Annotated in this window: 18 protein-coding genes; 12 read left to right on the forward strand and 6 right to left on the reverse strand. The window is 64.2% G+C overall.

Annotation, left to right across the window (positions count from 1 at the left end; all coding sequences use genetic code 11):
• Positions 1-248: 248 nt before the first annotated feature.
• The 7 genes from urtA to I71_RS36490 all read left to right on the forward strand — a co-directional run bounded on the left by urtA (position 249) and on the right by I71_RS36490 (position 6,862).
• Positions 249-1,523: an urea ABC transporter substrate-binding protein gene (gene urtA / locus I71_RS26220; RefSeq protein WP_042700879.1), complete on the forward strand. Its 1,275-nt coding sequence runs from the start codon at positions 249-251 to the stop codon at positions 1,521-1,523.
• A 93-nt stretch (positions 1,524-1,616) separates the two neighbouring features.
• Complete coding sequence (urtB, locus tag I71_RS26225) at positions 1,617-2,543, forward strand: urea ABC transporter permease subunit UrtB (RefSeq protein ID WP_042700882.1); 927 nt, start codon at positions 1,617-1,619, stop codon at positions 2,541-2,543.
• Between the two features lie 12 nt (positions 2,544-2,555).
• Positions 2,556-3,704 carry an urea ABC transporter permease subunit UrtC gene (gene urtC, locus I71_RS26230; protein ID WP_042700885.1) on the forward strand — a complete coding sequence of 383 codons (1,149 nt, stop codon included), beginning with the start codon at positions 2,556-2,558 and terminating at the stop codon, positions 3,702-3,704.
• A 15-nt stretch (positions 3,705-3,719) separates the two neighbouring features.
• Positions 3,720-4,466 carry an urea ABC transporter ATP-binding protein UrtD gene (urtD, locus tag I71_RS26235; RefSeq protein WP_042700888.1) on the forward strand — a complete coding sequence of 249 codons (747 nt, stop codon included), beginning with the start codon at positions 3,720-3,722 and terminating at the stop codon, positions 4,464-4,466.
• Between the two features lie 46 nt (positions 4,467-4,512).
• Positions 4,513-5,202, forward strand: a complete 690-nt coding sequence (gene urtE / locus I71_RS26240; RefSeq protein WP_042700891.1) for an urea ABC transporter ATP-binding subunit UrtE — start codon at positions 4,513-4,515, stop codon at positions 5,200-5,202.
• 54 nt (positions 5,203-5,256) lie between these two features.
• Positions 5,257-6,489 (forward strand): formamidase, encoded by a 1,233-nt coding sequence (gene fmdA, locus I71_RS26245; protein WP_042700894.1) that lies wholly within the window; start codon positions 5,257-5,259, stop codon positions 6,487-6,489.
• Positions 6,490-6,514: 25 nt separating this feature from the next.
• A complete protein-coding gene (locus tag I71_RS36490; protein WP_042700897.1) occupies positions 6,515-6,862 on the forward strand; it encodes a zinc ribbon domain-containing protein in 348 nt (115 codons plus the stop codon).
• A gap of 33 nt (positions 6,863-6,895) precedes the next feature.
• Here the strand turns inward: I71_RS36490 and I71_RS26255 are convergent, their stop codons facing one another.
• A complete protein-coding gene (locus I71_RS26255; RefSeq protein ID WP_042700900.1) occupies positions 6,896-8,461 on the reverse strand; it encodes a gamma-glutamyltransferase family protein in 1,566 nt (521 codons plus the stop codon).
• Positions 8,462-8,765: 304 nt separating this feature from the next.
• Between I71_RS26255 and I71_RS26260 the strand changes: the two genes are divergently transcribed.
• Complete coding sequence (locus tag I71_RS26260; protein WP_042700903.1) at positions 8,766-9,482, forward strand: GntR family transcriptional regulator; 717 nt, start codon at positions 8,766-8,768, stop codon at positions 9,480-9,482.
• Between the two features lie 32 nt (positions 9,483-9,514).
• On the opposite strand, the gene I71_RS26265 is transcribed toward I71_RS26260, so the two are convergent.
• Positions 9,515-9,913, reverse strand: a complete 399-nt coding sequence (locus tag I71_RS26265; RefSeq protein WP_085940788.1) for a nuclear transport factor 2 family protein — start codon at positions 9,911-9,913, stop codon at positions 9,515-9,517.
• Between the two features lie 79 nt (positions 9,914-9,992).
• Here I71_RS26265 and I71_RS26270 point away from each other — a divergent pair, with 79 nt between their 5' ends.
• Positions 9,993-11,237, forward strand: coding sequence for an amidohydrolase family protein (locus I71_RS26270; RefSeq protein ID WP_042700909.1), 1,245 nt, complete (start codon positions 9,993-9,995; stop codon positions 11,235-11,237).
• A 589-nt stretch (positions 11,238-11,826) separates the two neighbouring features.
• Here I71_RS26270 and I71_RS26275 read toward each other — a convergent pair.
• From I71_RS26275 to I71_RS26290, 4 genes are read right to left on the reverse strand one after another with little or no spacing between them, the layout of a single operon-like run.
• Positions 11,827-13,278, reverse strand: coding sequence for a 4Fe-4S binding protein (locus I71_RS26275; protein ID WP_244434063.1), 1,452 nt, complete (start codon positions 13,276-13,278; stop codon positions 11,827-11,829).
• A gap of 48 nt (positions 13,279-13,326) precedes the next feature.
• Positions 13,327-14,172 carry an FTR1 family protein gene (locus I71_RS26280; RefSeq protein ID WP_042700912.1) on the reverse strand — a complete coding sequence of 282 codons (846 nt, stop codon included), beginning with the start codon at positions 14,170-14,172 and terminating at the stop codon, positions 13,327-13,329.
• 27 nt (positions 14,173-14,199) lie between these two features.
• Complete coding sequence (locus tag I71_RS26285; RefSeq protein WP_199902263.1) at positions 14,200-14,571, reverse strand: cupredoxin domain-containing protein; 372 nt, start codon at positions 14,569-14,571, stop codon at positions 14,200-14,202.
• Positions 14,561-15,100, reverse strand: a complete 540-nt coding sequence (locus I71_RS26290) for an iron transporter (RefSeq protein WP_042700917.1) — start codon at positions 15,098-15,100, stop codon at positions 14,561-14,563. The genes I71_RS26285 and I71_RS26290 overlap by 11 nt, the downstream gene beginning before the upstream one ends.
• Positions 15,101-15,633: 533 nt before the next feature.
• Here I71_RS26290 and I71_RS26295 point away from each other — a divergent pair.
• The 3 genes from I71_RS26295 to I71_RS26305 form a co-directional block, all read left to right on the forward strand.
• Positions 15,634-16,086, forward strand: coding sequence for a MarR family winged helix-turn-helix transcriptional regulator (locus tag I71_RS26295; protein WP_049976343.1), 453 nt, complete (start codon positions 15,634-15,636; stop codon positions 16,084-16,086).
• Between the two features lie 91 nt (positions 16,087-16,177).
• Positions 16,178-17,095 carry an HlyD family secretion protein gene (locus I71_RS26300; RefSeq protein WP_042700919.1) on the forward strand — a complete coding sequence of 306 codons (918 nt, stop codon included), beginning with the start codon at positions 16,178-16,180 and terminating at the stop codon, positions 17,093-17,095.
• Positions 17,096-17,105: 10 nt separating this feature from the next.
• The coding region (locus I71_RS26305) for an FUSC family protein (protein ID WP_042700921.1) at positions 17,106-17,396 on the forward strand (291 nt) is incomplete at its 3' end.

Consider the following 17,396-nt stretch of genomic DNA (forward strand, 5'->3'; position numbering starts at 1 on the left):
ATCATCGCCTTCCTCTGCCTGCCGCAGATGTACCATGTGATGACGGTGGAGAACGACAGCCCCCGCCATCTGCGCGCCGCCGCCTGGATGTACCCCACCTATCTGCTGGCCCTCAGCGCGCTGATGATCCCCATCGCGGTGGCCGGTCTGGTGACGTTCGGCGAGGCGAAAAAACGCTTTTCAAAACAGCCGTCCCCGGTTGCGGACGGCTTTTGCAGGGCGACAACGGCCAAATATCAGGAGGTTTCATGTCCTCGGACAAGATCGATGCGGACAAGCTCTCCCGCGGCGCGCACTCGCCGCTCCGCCGCAAGCTCCTCCTTGGCATGGCGGCGCTGCCGGCCATCGGCCTGCTGCCGCGCGGCGCGCTGGCCCAGGCGCTGCCGACCGATGCCGTCAACACGACGAAGCTCGCCGTCACCGACAGCACGGTGAAGGTCGGCATCCTGCATTCCACCACCGGCACCATGGCGATCTCGGAGACCGGCTCGGTGCAGGCCGAGAAGCTGGCCATCGCCCAGATCAACGAGATGGGCGGCGTGCTGGGCCGGAAGATCGAGGTGATCCAGGAGGACGGCGCCAGCGACTGGCCGACCTTCGCCGAAAAGGCGCGCAAGCTGCTGGTCGAGGACAAGGTGGCGGCGGTGTTCGGCTGCTGGACGTCGGCGTCGCGCAAGGCGGTGCTGCCGGTGTTCGAGCAGTATAACGGCATGCTCTATTACCCCACCTTCTACGAAGGGCTGGAGCAGTCGAAGAACGTGATCTACACCGGGCAGGAAGCGACGCAGCAGATCCTTGCCGGGCTGGACTGGGTGACGAAGGAGAAGGGGGCGAAGAGCTTCTTCCTGATCGGCTCCGACTACATCTGGCCGCGCACCTCCAACAAGATCGCCCGCAAGCACATCGAGATGCACGGGCAGAAGGTGGTCGGCGAGGAGTATTTCCCGCTCGGCCACACCCAGTTCAATTCGGTCATCAACAAGATCAAGCTGACCAAGCCGGATGTGATCTACGCCTCGGTCGTCGGCGGCTCGAACGTCGCCTTCTACAAGCAGCTGAAGGCGGCCGGCATCGACCTGAACAAGCAGACGCTGATGACCATCTCCGTCACCGAGGACGAGATGCTGGGCATCGGCGGCGAGAACATCGCCGGCGCCTATGCCTGCATGAAGTATTTCCAGTCGCTGAAGAACCCCAACAACGAGAAGTTCGTCGCCGCCTTCAAGAAGATGTGGGGCGGGGAGAGCGTGATCGGCGACGTCACCCAGGCCGGATATCTCGGCCCCTGGCTGTGGAAGCTGACGGCAGAGAAGGCCAAGAGCTTCGACATCGACAAGATCGCCGCCGCGTCGCCGGGCATCGAGTTCACCGGCGCGCCGGAAGGCTATGTCCGCATCCACGAGAACCACCACCTGTGGAGCAAGACGCGCGTCGGCCGCGCCCGCACCGACGGCCAGTTCGACGTCGTCTTCGAGACCGCCGACCTGATCGAGCCGAACCCGTTCCCCAAGGGCTACCAGTAAGCGGCGGCGGGGCTGGACCTGCCCCCGCTCCGGCCTTTCCCCGTCCTACGGCGGCGGGCCGGAGCGGGGGCCTCTCTGACGGGAGTTCCCATCATGTTCGAGGGCTACAGCCTGGCCGAGCTCGGGTCGATCTTTGCCATGCAGGGATTCGCAGGGCTCATCCTGTTTTCCGTTTTCGTGCTGATGGCGTTGGGCCTCGCCATCATCTTCGGGCAGATGGGCGTCATCAACATGGCGCACGGGGAGTTCATGATCCTCGGCGCCTATGTGACCTATCTCTGCTCCAACTTCATCTCCAGCACCGTGCCGGCACTGTTCCCGGCCTATTTCTTCATCGCCATGGCGCTGGCCTTCCTCGCCAGCGGCGCGCTGGGAATGCTGGTCGAATGGGGAATGATCCGCTTTCTCTACCGCCGCCCGCTCGACACGCTGCTGGCGACCTGGGGATTGAGCCTGATCCTCCAGCAGATCTTCCGCTCCGTCTTCGGCGCGCGCGAGGTCGGCGTGGTGCTGCCCGACTGGCTGATGGGATCGGTCGCCGTCACCGACACCATCGAGGTGCCGATCAACGGCCTGTTCGTCATGGGCCTGACCATCGCCATCACCATCGTGATCTATGCAGTGATGTTCCGGTCGCGCTGGGGCCAGGGCGTGCGGGCGGTGATGCAGAACCGGGTGATGGCCGGCGCCGTCGGCATCAACACCGAGAAGGTCGACCGCTACACCTTCGGTCTCGGCTGCGGCATCGCCGGGGTGGCGGGCAGCGCCTTCACCATGATCGGCTCGACCGGCCCGACCTCCGGCCAGCTCTACATCGTCGACACCTTCCTGGTGGTGGTGTTCGGCGGCGCCCAGAGCCTGATCGGCACCATCGCGTCGGCCTTCACCATCAGCCAGGCGCAGTCGACGCTGGAGTTCTTCCTCAGCGGCTCGACCGCCAAGGTGCTGACGCTGCTGACCGTCGTCGTGATCCTGATGCTGCGCCCGCAGGGGCTGTTCGTCCTCAAAGTCCGCCGCTGAGGAGGCATTTCCATGACGCGCACCCCTCAAAATCGCCTTTTCGGGCGCATCGACGGCGACATCGCGGGCATTCTGATCCTGGCCGCCCTGCTGGTGATCGTGCTGCCACTGGGGCTCGACATCTTCCGCCTCAACATGGTCGGCAAGTACCTGACCTACGCCTTCGTGGCGCTCGGCCTCGTGCTGTGCTGGGGCAGCGCCGGCATCCTGTCGCTGGGGCAGGGCATCTTCTTCGGCATCGGCGGCTATTGCATGGCGATGTTCCTCAAGCTGGAGGCCTCCAGCCCGGAGGCGACCAAGATCCAGTCCACCCCCGGCATCCCCGACTTCATGGACTGGAACCAGCTGAAGGCGCTGCCCTGGTTCTGGGAGCCGTTCCACAGCCTGACCTTCGCCACCGTCGCGGTGGTGGCGGTCCCGGCGCTGCTGGCCTTCATCGTCGGGCTGGCGATGTTCAAGCGGCGGGTCGGCGGCGTCTATTTCGCCATCATCACCCAGGCCTTCGCCGCCATCCTGACCATCCTGATCGTCGGCCAGCAGGGCTACACCGGCGGCATCAACGGCATCACCGACCTGCGCACGCTGAAGGGCTGGGACATCCGCACCGACGAGGCGAAGCTGGTGCTGTATTTCGTCAACGCCGCCCTGCTGATCGGCTGCATCCTGCTGTGCCTGTATGTCCGCCGCTCCAAGCTGGGCCGCATCCTGGTGGCGCTGCGCGACAAAGAGGACCGGGTCCGCTTCTCCGGCTACGACGTCGCCAACTTCAAGATCTTCGTCTTCTGCTTCGCGGCGGCACTGTCAGCGGTGGGGGGCGCGATGTTCACGCTCCAGGTCGGTTTCATGTCGCCGTCCTTCGTCGGCATCGTGCCGTCGATCGAGATGGTCATCTACTGCGCGGTCGGCGGCCGGCTGTCGCTGCTGGGCGCGGTCTACGGCACGCTGCTGGTCAACTGGGCCAAGACGATGCTGTCGGAAAGCTTCCCGGAGTTGTGGCTGTTCGCCATGGGCGCGCTGTTCATCGGCGTGGTGATGGTGTTCCCCAACGGGCTGGCCGGGCTCTACCAGCAATTCATCGCCCCCAGGCTTGGCCGCCTGCTGCCCCGTACGGCGTCCGGAGCCGGCACCCCGATCATCCCGCCGCACACCGCCGCCGATTGAGGAGGGACGGATCCCATGGCGAATTCCACCGATTACCTGCTGGCGGTCGAAGGGCTGACCGTCTCCTTCGACGGGTTCAAGGCGGTCAACGACCTGTCCTTCTACGTCGACAGCAACGAGATCCACGTCATCATCGGTCCGAACGGCGCCGGCAAGACCACGGTGCTCGACCTGATCTGCGGACGGACCAGGGCGTCCGGCGGTTCCATCAAGTTCCGCAACCGGGAACTGACGGCGATGAAGGAGCACCAGATCGTCAAGGCCGGGGTCGGGCGGAAGTTCCAGAATCCGTCGATCTACGACGACCTGACGGTGTTTGAGAATCTGGAGATCTCCTACCCCCGCGGCCGCAGCGTGTTCGGCGCGCTCGCCTTCAAGCGCGACGCCGCGGTGCGCGAGCGGGTGGCGGAGATCGCCGAAATGATCTTCCTGGCCGACCATCTCGACCAGCGCGCCGAGTATCTCAGCCACGGGCAGAAGCAGTGGCTGGAGATCGGCATGCTGCTGATCCAGGATCCGGAACTGCTGATGCTGGACGAGCCGGTCGCCGGCATGAGCGTCAACGAGCGCAGGAAGACCGCCGAGCTTCTCAACAAGATCATCCAGAACCGCTCGGTGCTGGTGATCGAACACGACATGAAGTTCGTCGAGGACATTGCCCACCGCGTCACCGTTCTGCACCAGGGGAAGATCCTGTCGGAAGGCAGCATGGAGCGGGTGAAGACCGACCCCAAGGTGATCGAAGTCTATCTCGGCCATTGATTCATTCGGGCCAGAGTTATTTGGGCCATTGACCGGAGGAACCGACATGCTGTCCGTCAACCAACTGCGCGTGTCCTACGGCGAGAGCGAGGTTTTGCACGGCCTCGACTTCACGGTGGCACCGGGCGAGATCGTCGCCATCATGGGCCGCAATGGCATGGGCAAGACGACGCTGATGAAGTCGCTGATGGGGATCGTGCCGGCGCGGTCTGGCGCGGTCCGCATCGGCGACAGCGAGATCACCGGCCTGAAAAGCTACGAGCGGGTGGCGCAGGGCGTCGCCTATGTCCCCCAGGGCCGCATGATCTTCCCGGCCATGACCGTGCAGGAGAACATCGAGACCGGTCTGACCGTGCATGGCGGGCGCAATGTGCCGGGGGATCTCTACGAGCTGTTCCCGGTGCTGCTGGAGATGAAGGGCCGGCGCGGTGGCAACCTGTCGGGTGGCCAGCAGCAGCAGCTCGCCATCGCCCGCGCCCTGGCGACCAAGCCGAAGGTCCTGCTGCTGGACGAGCCGACCGAAGGCATCCAGCCCTCGATCATCCGCGAGATGGCCCGCACCCTGCGCCGCATCCGCGACGAGAGAGGGTTGAGCATCATCGTGTCGGAACAGGTGCTGAGCTTCGCGCTCGACATCGCCGACCGGGTGCTGGTGATCGAGAACGGCGAGATCGTCCATGAGGACAGCCGCGGTGCCATCGACGAGGCGAAGGTGGCACGGCTGCTGTCGGTCTGACCGCCGATATTTCCCATTCCTTGAAATCAGTCCACGAAGAAGGAAGAGCAATCCATGGCTGACACCCTGATCAAGGCCGACCTGTCGCAGTCCCCCTACGAGAACGACATGATCCACAACCGCTGGCATCCGGACATCCCGATGGCGGTGACGGTGAAGCCGGGCGACGATTTCATCCTGGAATGCTACGACTGGACCGGCGGCCAGATCAAAAACGACGACGATGCCGCCGACGTGCGCGACGTCGATCTCAGCCAGGTTCACTTCCTGTCCGGCCCGGTGGGAGTCGAGGGAGCGGAGCCGGGCGACCTGCTGGTGGTCGACCTGCTGGACATCGGCGCCTTCCCGCAGCAGCAGTGGGGCTTCAACGGCTTCTTCTCCAAGCAGAATGGCGGCGGCTTCCTGACCGAGCATTTCCCGTTGGCCCAGAAGTCGATCTGGGACTTCGAGGGTATGTTCACCAAGTCGCGCCACATCCCCGGCGTCCGTTTCGCCGGGCTGATCCATCCCGGCCTGATCGGCTGCCTGCCCTCGCACGACTTGCTGGCCAAGTGGAACAAGCGCGAGCAGGCGCTGATCGACACCAATCCGACCCGGGTTCCCGGCCTCGCCAACCCGCCCTACGCCCCGACCGCCCATATGGGCCGGCTGAAGGGTGAGGCCCGGGACAAGGCGGCGGCGGAGGGCGCCCGTACCGTGCCGCCGCGCGAGCATGGCGGCAATTGCGACATCAAGGATCTGTCGCGCGGCTCGCGCATCTATTTCCCGGTCTATGTGAAGGGCGCCGGCCTGTCGATGGGCGACCTGCATTTCAGCCAGGGTGACGGCGAGATCACCTTCTGCGGCGCCATCGAAATGGCGGGCTGGGCGCATCTGAAGGTCAACCTGATCAAGGACGGCATGGCGAAGTACGGGATCAAGAACCCGATCTTCAAGCCGAGCCCCATCGTCCCGACCTACAACGACTATCTGATCTTCGAGGGCATCTCGGTCGACGAGGCGGGTGAGCAGCATTACCTGGACGTCCATGTCGCCTACCGCCAAGCCTGCCTGAACGCCATCGAATATCTGAAGAAGTTCGGCTATTCCGGCGCCCAGGCCTATTCGATCCTCGGCACCGCTCCGGTGCAGGGCCACATCAGCGGTGTCGTCGACGTGCCCAACGCCTGCGCCACTCTGTTCCTGCCGACGCAGATCTTCGACTTCGACATCAGCCCGAACGCCGACGGCCCGACCAAGTTCATCAGTGGCGACGTCGACATGCCGATTGCGCCGGACCGCGTGTAACCGGCAAACGGAGGAGGCATGCGCCATGCCGATGTACGATTACGAGTGCCCGACCTGCGGCGACTTCACCGAGATGCGGCCGATGGCGGAAAGCAGTCTGCCGCAGCCCTGCCCCACCTGCGAGGTACCGTCGCCACGGGTGATCCGCAGGACGCCAGCCTTTTCGACAGTCTCGGCCGCGACGCGAACGGCGCACGCCACCAACGAGCGCAGCGCCGACCGGCCGGGCCTGTTGTCGGAGGTCGGGCCGAAGCATAAGCACGGCCCTGGCTGCGGTTGCGGAAGCGGTGGCGGAAAAGGGCGGTCGGTGCTGCGCACCCCTGATGGGGCGAAGGGGTTTCCGACCGCAAGGCCGTGGATGATTAGCCACTGACCCATTGGAAACGGAAAGAGCAGGGCGGGGCGTTCACCGGATCGCCTGGGGCCGCACCGCCTTGCCTTCGCCACGCGGGTCGTGGGCACCTTGAGGGGAATCTGCATTGCCGAGGCCGATGACACCCGCCTGACCGAAGATCGGCGACAGGGCCGGGAGGGGAGCCACCTCATGTCCCAGCGCGGCAAGCGCCTCGATTGCGGCCTCGCCCAGGGATGCCTCGATCTTGAGGCTGTCGTGGCTGTCGGAAAATGTCTTTCCCAGAAGGAATCGGGGCTGGGCAAGCGCCTCCTCCGGCGTCATGCCGTAATCGATCAGGCCGGTGAGCAGCACGGACAGGCTTTGCGGCTGGCCGTCGGCGCCCTGTGTCCCATAGAGAAGATGCGGTTCCCCAGCCTTGAGGGCGATGCCGGGGTTCAGGGTGTAGAAGGGCCGCTTGCCGGGTTGGATCTCGTTGCGGTCGCCGGGGACGGTCGAGAATGCCGCGCCACGGTTTTGCCAGAGGATTCCGGTGTCGCCGACCGCCATCCCGCTGCCCCAGTCGAAATATGTGCTCTGCAGAACGCTGGCGCAGCGCCCCTGCTCGTCGGTGGCTGCGAAGAAGACGGTGTCGCCATGCTGGTAGGGGTGGGGCCAGTCCAGTGCGCGCTCCGGATCGATGGCGGCAGCCTTGGCGGCAAGACGCTGAGGGTCGAGGAAGCCCCAGGGCGCCGGCTCCGACCGATGGGGATCGGCGATGAGCGGCCGGTCCAGGAAGGCCTGCTTCACCGCCTCGACCAGCAGGTGGTACCGCAACGGACTGGTGGGGAGCAGCGCCGCCAGATCGAAGTGGGCGAGAATGCCCATGATCGCCAGCGTGGACAAGCCCTGGGTCGGTGCCGGCGGGGCCAGCAGGGTCAGCCCGCGATAGTCCAGGCTGGCCGGTGTCTCCTCCCGTGTCCGCGTTGCTGCCAGATCGGCGGCACCGAGAGGGGAACCTGCGGCGGCCAATCCCTCGGCCAGCAGCTTTCCGAGCCTCCCGTCATAGAAGGACCGGTATCCATCCTCGGCCAGCAGGGAGAGGCTGTGGGCGAGACCGGGCTGGGTGAACGGAGCGCCGGGGACTGCGCTGAAATGATCCGCGAAGTTGCCCCACTGCGGGATCTCGTCGCGGCGGAAATCGAACCAGAAATGCTGCGAGCGGCTGGGGACATAGCCATCCCGGGCCAGGGCGATGGCCGGAGCGAGGAGGTCGGCGAATGGCCTTGTGCCGCCCCAGTGAGCGGCGCTGTAGGCAAGGGCATGGCCCCAACTGTCGACCGCACAGGCCGAGGTGACGGTCGAGGCGGGGCCGCGCAGCGGAATCGCGGCTTTATAGACCGGCAGAGTCTCCGCCGCTTGACCAATGCCGAGGAAACAGCGCTGCCGCCCCTGCCGGTCGGCCACCAGCCAGACGGCATCGCCGCCGATCCCGCAGAAATGCGGCATGACGACGGACAGGCAGGCAGCGATGGCGACCGCCGCTTCGATGGCGGTCCCGCCCCGCGCCAGAATGGCGGCTCCGGCTTCGGAGGCCAGGGGATGCGGACTGGTGACCATTCCCGGCCGGGCGGCGGTCATCTCGCTTCCCTCGCATAGAACCCGGCGGCGATGGAAGAGAGGCCTCGCTGGCCTGCGTGGGATGGAGACATGCGGCGCACCTCGTGACGGATCGGCAAAATTTGTACGCAACGGGTGTGCCAGCTTCCCCGCACGCGCCAGACTGCAGCGAGATACGTCAGATATGGCATTGCAAAATGCATACAGTTTTAGCATGCATTTATTCTGTGCAATCAGGCGATGCCACTGCATTCAAATGCGGCACTTGGTGCGTTGCAATCCCGGCCGGCCTCGCTTATGGAATGCCAGGCAGGCGGGGGCGGTGATGTCCGAGGAAAAGCGCGAGGAAAAGCGTTCAGGGAGAACCGGGGGCGACCGTGTTGCGGCGATCTGCATCGCCCTGCGGCGTGCGATCATCGAGCGGGCGCTGTTGCCCGGAGACCGGCTGCCCGAGGATTCGCTGGGTGAACGCTTCGGCGTCAGCCGGACCATCGCCCGCAGCGCGCTTGGGCAGCTGGCGGCGGAAGGGCTCGTCGATCTGCGCCGGAACCGCATCGCCGTGGTCGCCGTGCCGTCCTTCGAGGATGCCCGCGACATCTTCGACATTCGTGTCGATCTGGAGCGTCAGGTCGTCCGCCATCTGGCCGGCAAGCTGACCGAGGCCCAGGTGAAGCAGTTGAAGTCCATGGTCGAAGCCGAACATCAGGCCCGGCATGGCGCCGAGGGGATTTCGATCCGCCTTGCGACGGAATTCCATGTCAGGCTGGCGGAGATGACCGGCAAGCCGGTTCTGATCCGCTACGTGACCGAGATCTGCTACCGCGCCGGACTGTCGCTGGCGGTCTTCAGCCGCCCCCATTCGTCGGACTGCGCGGTCAGCGAGCATCTCGAACTGATCGAGGCCCTCCGGACCGGTCCCGTCGAGAAGGCCTGCACCCTGATGGAGGAGCATCTTGAGGCCGTAGCGTCCCGCGCGCTGCTGCAAAGTTCCGGTGCCAGGAGCCGCAGCCTGATGGACATCCTGGCGCCCTATGCCGAATAAGGGCGCCAGAACCAACGATTGGCGACTGGCGATCAGCGGGCGCAGGAGGGATCGAGAATCCATTCGGCGCTGTCGTTCCAGACATCGGTTTCGACGATCAGCCCGTCCCGCACCACAAAGCGGTCGATATAGCGGTTGTTGTCGAAGGGCGTGCCGTCCGGCCAAGCGCCGTACAGGTAACCAAGGCTGTAGACGATGGTTTCCGTTTCCCCCGGCACCACGTCATAGCGCTCGATCCGCTTTTTCACCCATTTGTAGCGGGCGGCGTTGAAGCCGGTCGGGCCGCTCGGGGTGTCGAACACGCGATGCCCGGTAAAGCGGCAGATGAAGCCCGGCGCGACATAGGTCGCTGCACGGACGGGATCGGGGGCCATGGACGCCTCCAGATAATCCTTCACCGCCTGTAGATCGCGTTCCGTCATCTCGCTCATCTGGACCTCCAAAGGTGCCGACATGTTGGTATCAAAAGTGCATACGAATATAGCATGCAAATGACACGCCGGGTTTGAAATGTCGACGAATCACAGCTTCGATCTTCTCCTGCGCAACGTCCGCCTAAGGGGAGGGAAGGGCTTGCAGGATATCGCGGTCAGGCAGGACAGGATCGCCGCCATCGGCCCTGGCCTGGCCGGTACCGCCATCCACGAGGAGGATGTCGGCGGGCGCGTCGTCCTGCCGGGGCTGGTGGACACACACATCCATCTCGACAAATCCTGTCTGCTGTGCCGGTGCCGCGATGCCGGCGGCGGATTGAAGGGAGCAATCGCCGCGGTTTCCGGCCTGAAAAGGGCTTTCACGACCGAGGATGTCTACGCTCGCGGCGCCCGCACCCTGGAGCGTGCGATCACACAAGGCACCATGTTCATGCGGGCCCATGTGGAACTGGATCCGCTGGTCGGCCTGCGCAGTTTCGAGGCGATGAAGCGGCTCAAGCGGGATTATGCCTTTGCCATCGATCTGTCGATCTGTGTCTTCCCGCAGGAGGGGATGACCCACGACCCTGAGGTCGAAGGGTTGCTGACCCAGGCGCTGGCGGACGGGGCCGATCTCCTGGGCGGCTGCCCCTACACCGATGCCGATCCGTCCCTGCAGATGGAGCGGATCTTTGCCCTGGCGGTGGCGCATGACGTCGACCTGGATTTCCATCTGGATTTCGATCTCGATCCTGCCTGGTCCCATCTGGAGGAAATCTGCCGGCGGACGATGGCGGCCGGCTGGCAGGGGCGGGTCGCCGTCGGCCATGCCACCAAGCTCGCGGTCCTCGACGATGCGGCGCTGGAGCGGATGATCGCCCTGCTGGCCGCGGCCGGCGTGGCAGTGACGGCCCTGCCGGCGACGGATCTCTATCTCAACGGGCGCGATCGGAAGCATCGCGCCCCGCGTGGCGTGGCGCCAGTCCATCTGCTGGCGGATGGTGGCGTGACCGTTTCGGTTGCGACGAACAACGTCCTGAATCCTTTCACGCCCTTCGGTGATGGTTCATTGATCCGGATCGCAAATCTTTACGCGAACCTTATGCATCTGGGACCTGAGAACTTCGGCGAGTGCATCGATACGATCTCGACCGGGGCTGCGCGGCTGATGCGGATTGCAGACTACGGGATCATGGTCGGCGGGCGGGCGGACCTGATCGTGCTCGATGCGGTTGACGAGGCCGATGCCTTCGGTGGAATAGCGGCACCCGTCATGGGGTTCAAGCGTGGCCGCAAGAGTTTTGTCAGACCCGCCGCTGTGCTGATGAGATCGCAGACTTGAACCGGTTCTCGCTTTCTCGAACCGCCGAGAACGGGCAGCCGTCCGCGCGGAGGCCCGCTCGAACAGCCGATTGGGCATGTCAGCGCCGGTCCGCTGGCGGCAAGGGCAGGGTGTACGGCGACCAATCTCTTCAAGCGCTTTCCGATCCCGATCAGATCGCCGCCCTGTCGCCGCAGGCCGCCGCCCCCTGACTGTCGCTGCTGGCCGGTGTACCGGTTCACTATTCACAAGCCCGGCCGAGTGCCGAGACCCACCTCTCACTCGGTGTCGGGGTGGCCCTGATCTCTTCCCTGCTCCGGCAAGCCTAAGGTGTGCCGTTCGCCGTGACGCAGGCCGCTGGCACCCCGGTGGTCCTTCCCCAGTACCCAACCCCAATGCTCACCATGATCCAATCCGGAGATTGAGCAGTCATGTCCGCTTGCCAGGGCGCATCGGGTAGGTTTTGGCGACCTGTCGCCCGAGCAGTCGGCCATCGAGGCGCTCGTCGGTTATCTGCCGGCCTATCGTGCGACCGACAGCGATGTCGTCGCATAACCGACCCATCCCGCCTGGGGCCATCGAAACCCACCGACGCCTGACGCCGTTGGGATCACAGCCCGAAAATGGCCGGCCACCAGCCAATGCCGACCAGCAAGCTGCCGACCAGACCGGGCAGAAGCGGGAAACCTCGTTTGGCGGCGGGAACGCCTTGCCGCTCCAGGATGCGCCAGCCCAGCAACACGCTCCAGACGATGCCCATGGCGAAGAGGCCACCGCGAATGGCATGTACGCCGAAGTCTCCGAAGGGTCCGTAGCGCAACGGGGCCAGCAACTCAGCACCGAGTCCGATGAACAACGACATCAGTGCAACCGGGGAATATTGATAGCCCAATTCCGTAAAGCAGCGACTGAAACTCCCGTCCGCACCGGCTTGACGGGCCAGTTTGGCGCTAAGGGCGGTGATCGCTCCCAGGATCATCGTCAACACCAGCATGCAACCGAGCATGAAGCCGATAATCGTGGCGAAGTCGAGCCACAGGAAGGTTTCGCCACGTTCGGGGTGGACCACCATCAGCCAGGACGGACCGATCCGGGTCAACCAGTCCCAACCATGGTCGAGCGCCCATTCGCCCAAGGCTTGGCGCATATCCTGATACAGGGGCAGCACCAGCCACAGGAAACCTCCGAGTGCGACGCCGGTGTCCAGGAAAAGGAACCACGTCTCCGCCTTGTTTGCATGGTGGTCGCGGATCCTCTCGACCTCCTTGCCCGGATGGTGGAGTTCCAGCTTCATGCCTCCCGTGGCGGAGGGATTGACGCAGCGGAAGCAAGCGATGCAGTGGCGGGATTCTGTCTTGCGGGCAATGTCGATCATCGTCGGGCAGACGCCCCGTTCGGTGTATTCCTGATTGCCGGGCAACCGCCGGCGCGGCGCGAACTGCACGGTGCCGAGACGGGAGTACAGGCCCAGCACCCGCCCGATCGGGCACAGATGGCGGCACCACACCCGCTTGCCGCGCCCATAGACCAGTCCGGTCAGAATGGCCAGCAGCATGGTGATGCCGAAGAGTCCCGCCGCCGCCTCCGGGTGGTCGCGCACGCCGAGCGTTTGGCCGAGCAGCGTCGTTACGATGAAGCTGATGGCCGGTGTGCCTTCCCAACGGATCCAGGCAGGAATGGAGCGTTGCAGGCCGAAGCGGTTGGCGAATTCGGAGGCAGCCCCCATCGGGCAAAGGACGCCGCACCACATCCGTCCGACGACGATCACCGTCAGAAACACCAGGGGGAACCAGATGCCCCAGAGAAGGAATTTCAGCGCCAGTCGCGGATCGGTCCATGCCGTCGCTTCCGGCGCTGATTCGGGCAACAGCGCCGGCAGGGCCACCACGATCAGGAACACAAGGAGCATCGTCGCCTGTAGCCACTTCACATGGCGGCGATGCGTAACGAAGAGGGATTCGATCGCCTGGACCACAGGGAGGCGACTGTCGGATACCGGCGTTGCGGTCTTCCGGCCCTCGTCGGAAATGTCGATTTCTGACCTCATGATCGATGTCTTCATTTGCACGGACCGACGATGCCGGGACAGCGATCTGTCCTGGGAGATCCGTCAGGTCATGGCCGATTTGCCCAGTGGACGGCGGAGGTGGAGCAGTCCCAGGACCACCGTCCAGAAGATGATGTACGCAATCAACTCCATCAGGTTGGGCTGCGCCCGGTAGCCGGTCAGCGAGGAGATGAATCCTCCGCCGGCACTTCCGTCCGAGATGAGCCAGGAGCTGTTCCACAGCCCGCGTGAAAGCCTGGGCAGGATGCCCAGATCGATCAGGCCGTCGATGCCGGTCATCAGCAGTGCGGCGGCAAGGAACATCAGCATCACCTCGGTGATGCCGAAGAACAGCTGCCACGGCATGCGCTTGCCGCCCAGACGCAGCAGGCCATAGGTCAGCATCGCCATGCCGATTCCGGCCAGGGCTGCGATAACGCCGCCGGTCAGGGAGCCACCCGCGCCGGCCGACAGCATGCCGTAAAGGAAAATCACCGTCTCGCTGCCCTCACGGGCCACCGCGATGAGGGCGAGAACAAACACGCCCCAAGACTTCCGCCGTTCCACCGCCTTGTCGAGGGTCATCTCCAGGCTTCGTTTCATGGTGCGAGCGTGACGGCGCATCCACACCAGCATCTGGACGATAAGGATGGTGGCGATGAGCACGGTGACCGTTTGATAGGCCTGCTGCGCGTCTTCCGAAAGCAGGTCGCCCAGGCCGGTGAGCGTGATGGCGAGGAACGACGCCACGGCCAGTCCGGCGGCCACGCCGCTCCACAGAAAACGGCGGGGGCGCTGCGGATTGGCGACCCGAGCCAGCAACCAGGAATCGAGGATGCCGATGACGAGCAGCGCTTCCACGCTTTCCCGCCACACGACAAAGGCGATAGCGCCAAGTTGTGCATTCATCCCTTCATTCCTCCTACGCCCCAGGCGTTACCTGGCAACCAGAACAGCCGGCGGCGCTTCCGGGTGGAAGTCGTCGAAGAAGGAATACTCCCCGGGGTCCAAGCCTTTGATAACCATGAAGGATTCAGATTCCGGAGCCAGAACTTTCTCTTTGCGCAACGGCAGGCTCTCGAATTCAGCCGGTGTCTTGCCCTTGTTGACCAGCTTCAACTCGATGCGTGTGTCGGCCGGGACCTCCAAACGGTGCGGGCTCATCGTTCCGTCATTGAATTCGATGACGAAGGTGGGATCGTCACCGGCCAGTGCGGGTGAGGCCACAGCACTCAGAACGAGTGCCGTGGCGAGTGCCAGACACGGGCGCAAAGCCCGTGTCCGCATGATTTGCAGCTTAGTAGCCACCCTTCTTACCCGTTCCGGTATAGACGAAATCGTTGGTTACGGTGAAGGGATCGAACCAGGGCTTGACGCCGGTTTCCTTATCCACATGACGCCCGAAATGGCTGTTGTGTGAGGCCGTCGGCGGGGAGATGCGATAGCTGACCGTGTATTTGCCGGGGCCGGCAAGCTTCACATTCTCGCCATAATGCGGTCCGTCGTTGGCGACCATGGGCATGAAGTCACCCTTCGCGACGGTTTGGCCATCCTTGGTAACTTCATAGCTGATGACGAGGTAGGGAATCCAATCACCCTTGGCGAAGCCATTGACATTGCTTTTGGTCGCCTTGATGTCCGCTTCCATGTGGACGTCGGCGTCCTTGGCCGGAGTCATCATGCCGGCCGGCTCCATCTCGATCGGCTGCAGGTAGACCGCGGCGATTTCCATGCCTGCCTTCTCCTGAGGCTTGCCGATCGGATATTCCTTGGCCAAGGCTGCTGGAGACAAGGCAAGGGCGAGCGCGGCAATGGCCACGCCAGTGAGAGTGCGCATTTTTAGCTGCCTAGTTGAGAATGACTTGCATTGTTAAGTGAAGGCCCGAATGGCATGCGCCGTCAACCGGTTCTTTTTCCAAGCAAGGCGGAGTTCTCGTAGATCCGGCCGCAATCATCCAAAATGCTGCGTTATGTCGCAGTTCGAGCCTGCGTCAGGTTTCTCTTTCTGGCCAATAGTATCAGTTGCAGACTATTGCCTCATCGACTTATTCGCTTGTGGAGGGAATCAGCCGCACTGGACTTTCCGGAGGTCGCTTTTTATGTCGAGCGGGCAGGGCGTTGTCACAGGAGGCATCGACGACACCGACGGAGGGTTCCATCCTGACCCTCATGACCCGTAAAGCCGTGTGATTACGAGAAAGTTGCACTTCAGAATTGAACCCACCGCGCGTACACGTAAAAAGCACATAAGTTTGATTATGGAAATTTTAGTGAAATGCCGCATCGCAGCAATCCAGCTATGCGACAAAGGGACCCTGAATGCGAGTCCTGCCCCTTGTCGAAATTAGATAGCAAAACTATTAAATAGGCATGATACATGATAAGGCTCTGCGCCTTCCTCCCAATTTCGGCCTGCACTTGTTCCGCGCTTCCCATCTGTGGCGGCGGGCGGCCAACAGGGTGCTGGCGGACAGTGGATTTTCCACATCGGCCATCGCGCCGCTGATGCTGCTGGCAGAGCTCGGCGACGGGTTGCGGCAGCGTGAATTGGCGGAGGAAATGGCTGTCGAAGGTCCGTCGCTCGTCCGTCTTCTGGATGGGCTGGAGGCGGCGGGATTGCTGGAGCGGCGCGAGGATGCCTGCGACCGCCGGGCGAAGACGCTGCACATGACCGATGCCGGCCGGCACCTGTTGGTGCAGGTGAACGAGGCGCTGAACGATGTCCGCCAGCGGTTGATGGCAGACGCGACCGCGGCCGACGTCGATGCCTGTTATCGCGTGCTGTCCATTATCGAAGCCAACGCCAAGCGTGAACCGACCTGACCGCACCGTGTTTCCGGTGGGTGCGCCATGACCCGCACCGGGCGGGCTGCGCCGCCATCCGTACCTGTGCGGTGATCGAGGAACCAAGACCGTGACATTCCTTCCTTTCTTCCGGACCGTTGCCCGGATCGCCGTAACCCTGTTGGTGACCGCGGCGGCGGTCGGTGGCGGGCTTTGGCTGTGGGATTATTATATGAACGAGCCGTGGACCCGCGACGGCCGCGTCCGCGCTGACATCGTCCAGGTATCTCCCGACGTCGCCGGACTGGTGACCGACGTGCGGGTGGCCGACAACCAGCTGGTCCACAAGGGCGACGTGCTGTTCGTCGTCGATCCGGGCCGCTACCGGCTGGCGGTGGAGCAGGCCCAGGCCAACCTGGACAGCGCCAGGGCCGAACTGGCCTATCGCACCGCCGAAGCGCGCCGTTACGAGCAGTTGGGCAACAATGTCGTCTCCACCGCCCAGCGGCAGGAGGTGATGTCGGCGATGGCCAAGGCTGCTGCTGCCGCCAAGCAGAACGAGGCGGCGCTCGACCTCGCCCGCTTCAACCTGGAGCGGACGGAGGTCAAGGCGACCGTGGACGGCTATGTGACCAACCTGCAGCTGAAGACGGGCAACTATGTCGCTGCGGGTCAGGCGGTGGTGGCGCTGATCGACAGCCACTCCTTCTATGTCATGGGCTATTTCGAGGAGACCAAGCTGCCGCGCATCCATGTCGGCGCTCCGGTCACAGTCCGGATCATGGGGGCCGCCGCGGACCTGCACGGCCGGGTCGACAGCATCACCCGCGCCATCGTCGACCGCGACCGGGCGGAGGGAACCGGGCTGGTCGCCAACATCAACCCGACCTTCAACTGGGTGCGGCTGGCCCAGCGCATCCCCGTGCGCATCGCGCTGGACGACGTGCCGGACAGCCTGCAACTGGTCGCCGGACGGACCGCCACGGTGTCGGTGACGGGCGCTCCCGACCGTACGCCGAAGGTCGCCCAGCTGCCAGCCGGGCAGTGAGCGCGCCCCGATGCCCAAAGCCCCTTCCCTGAACGAGCTGGTCTTCTCGCTGAAGTCGTTCGCGGCCTCCATGCTGGCGCTCTACATCGCGTTCGGCATGGGGTTGCCGCGCCCCTTCTGGGCGATGCTGACCGCCTATGTGGTGTCGAGCCCGCTGTCGGGAACCGTGCGGTCTAAGGCGGTGTATCGTGTCGCCGGGACGGTCGCCGGCAGCCTCGCCTCGATCATCCTGACGGTGGAACTGGTCAATGCACCAGAGCTGCTGTCACTGGCGGTCGGGGTGTGGGTCGGCGGCTGCCTG

Source organism: Azospirillum sp. B506 (genome assembly GCF_000333595.1).
In the GTDB taxonomy this organism is placed as follows: domain Bacteria; phylum Pseudomonadota; class Alphaproteobacteria; order Azospirillales; family Azospirillaceae; genus Azospirillum.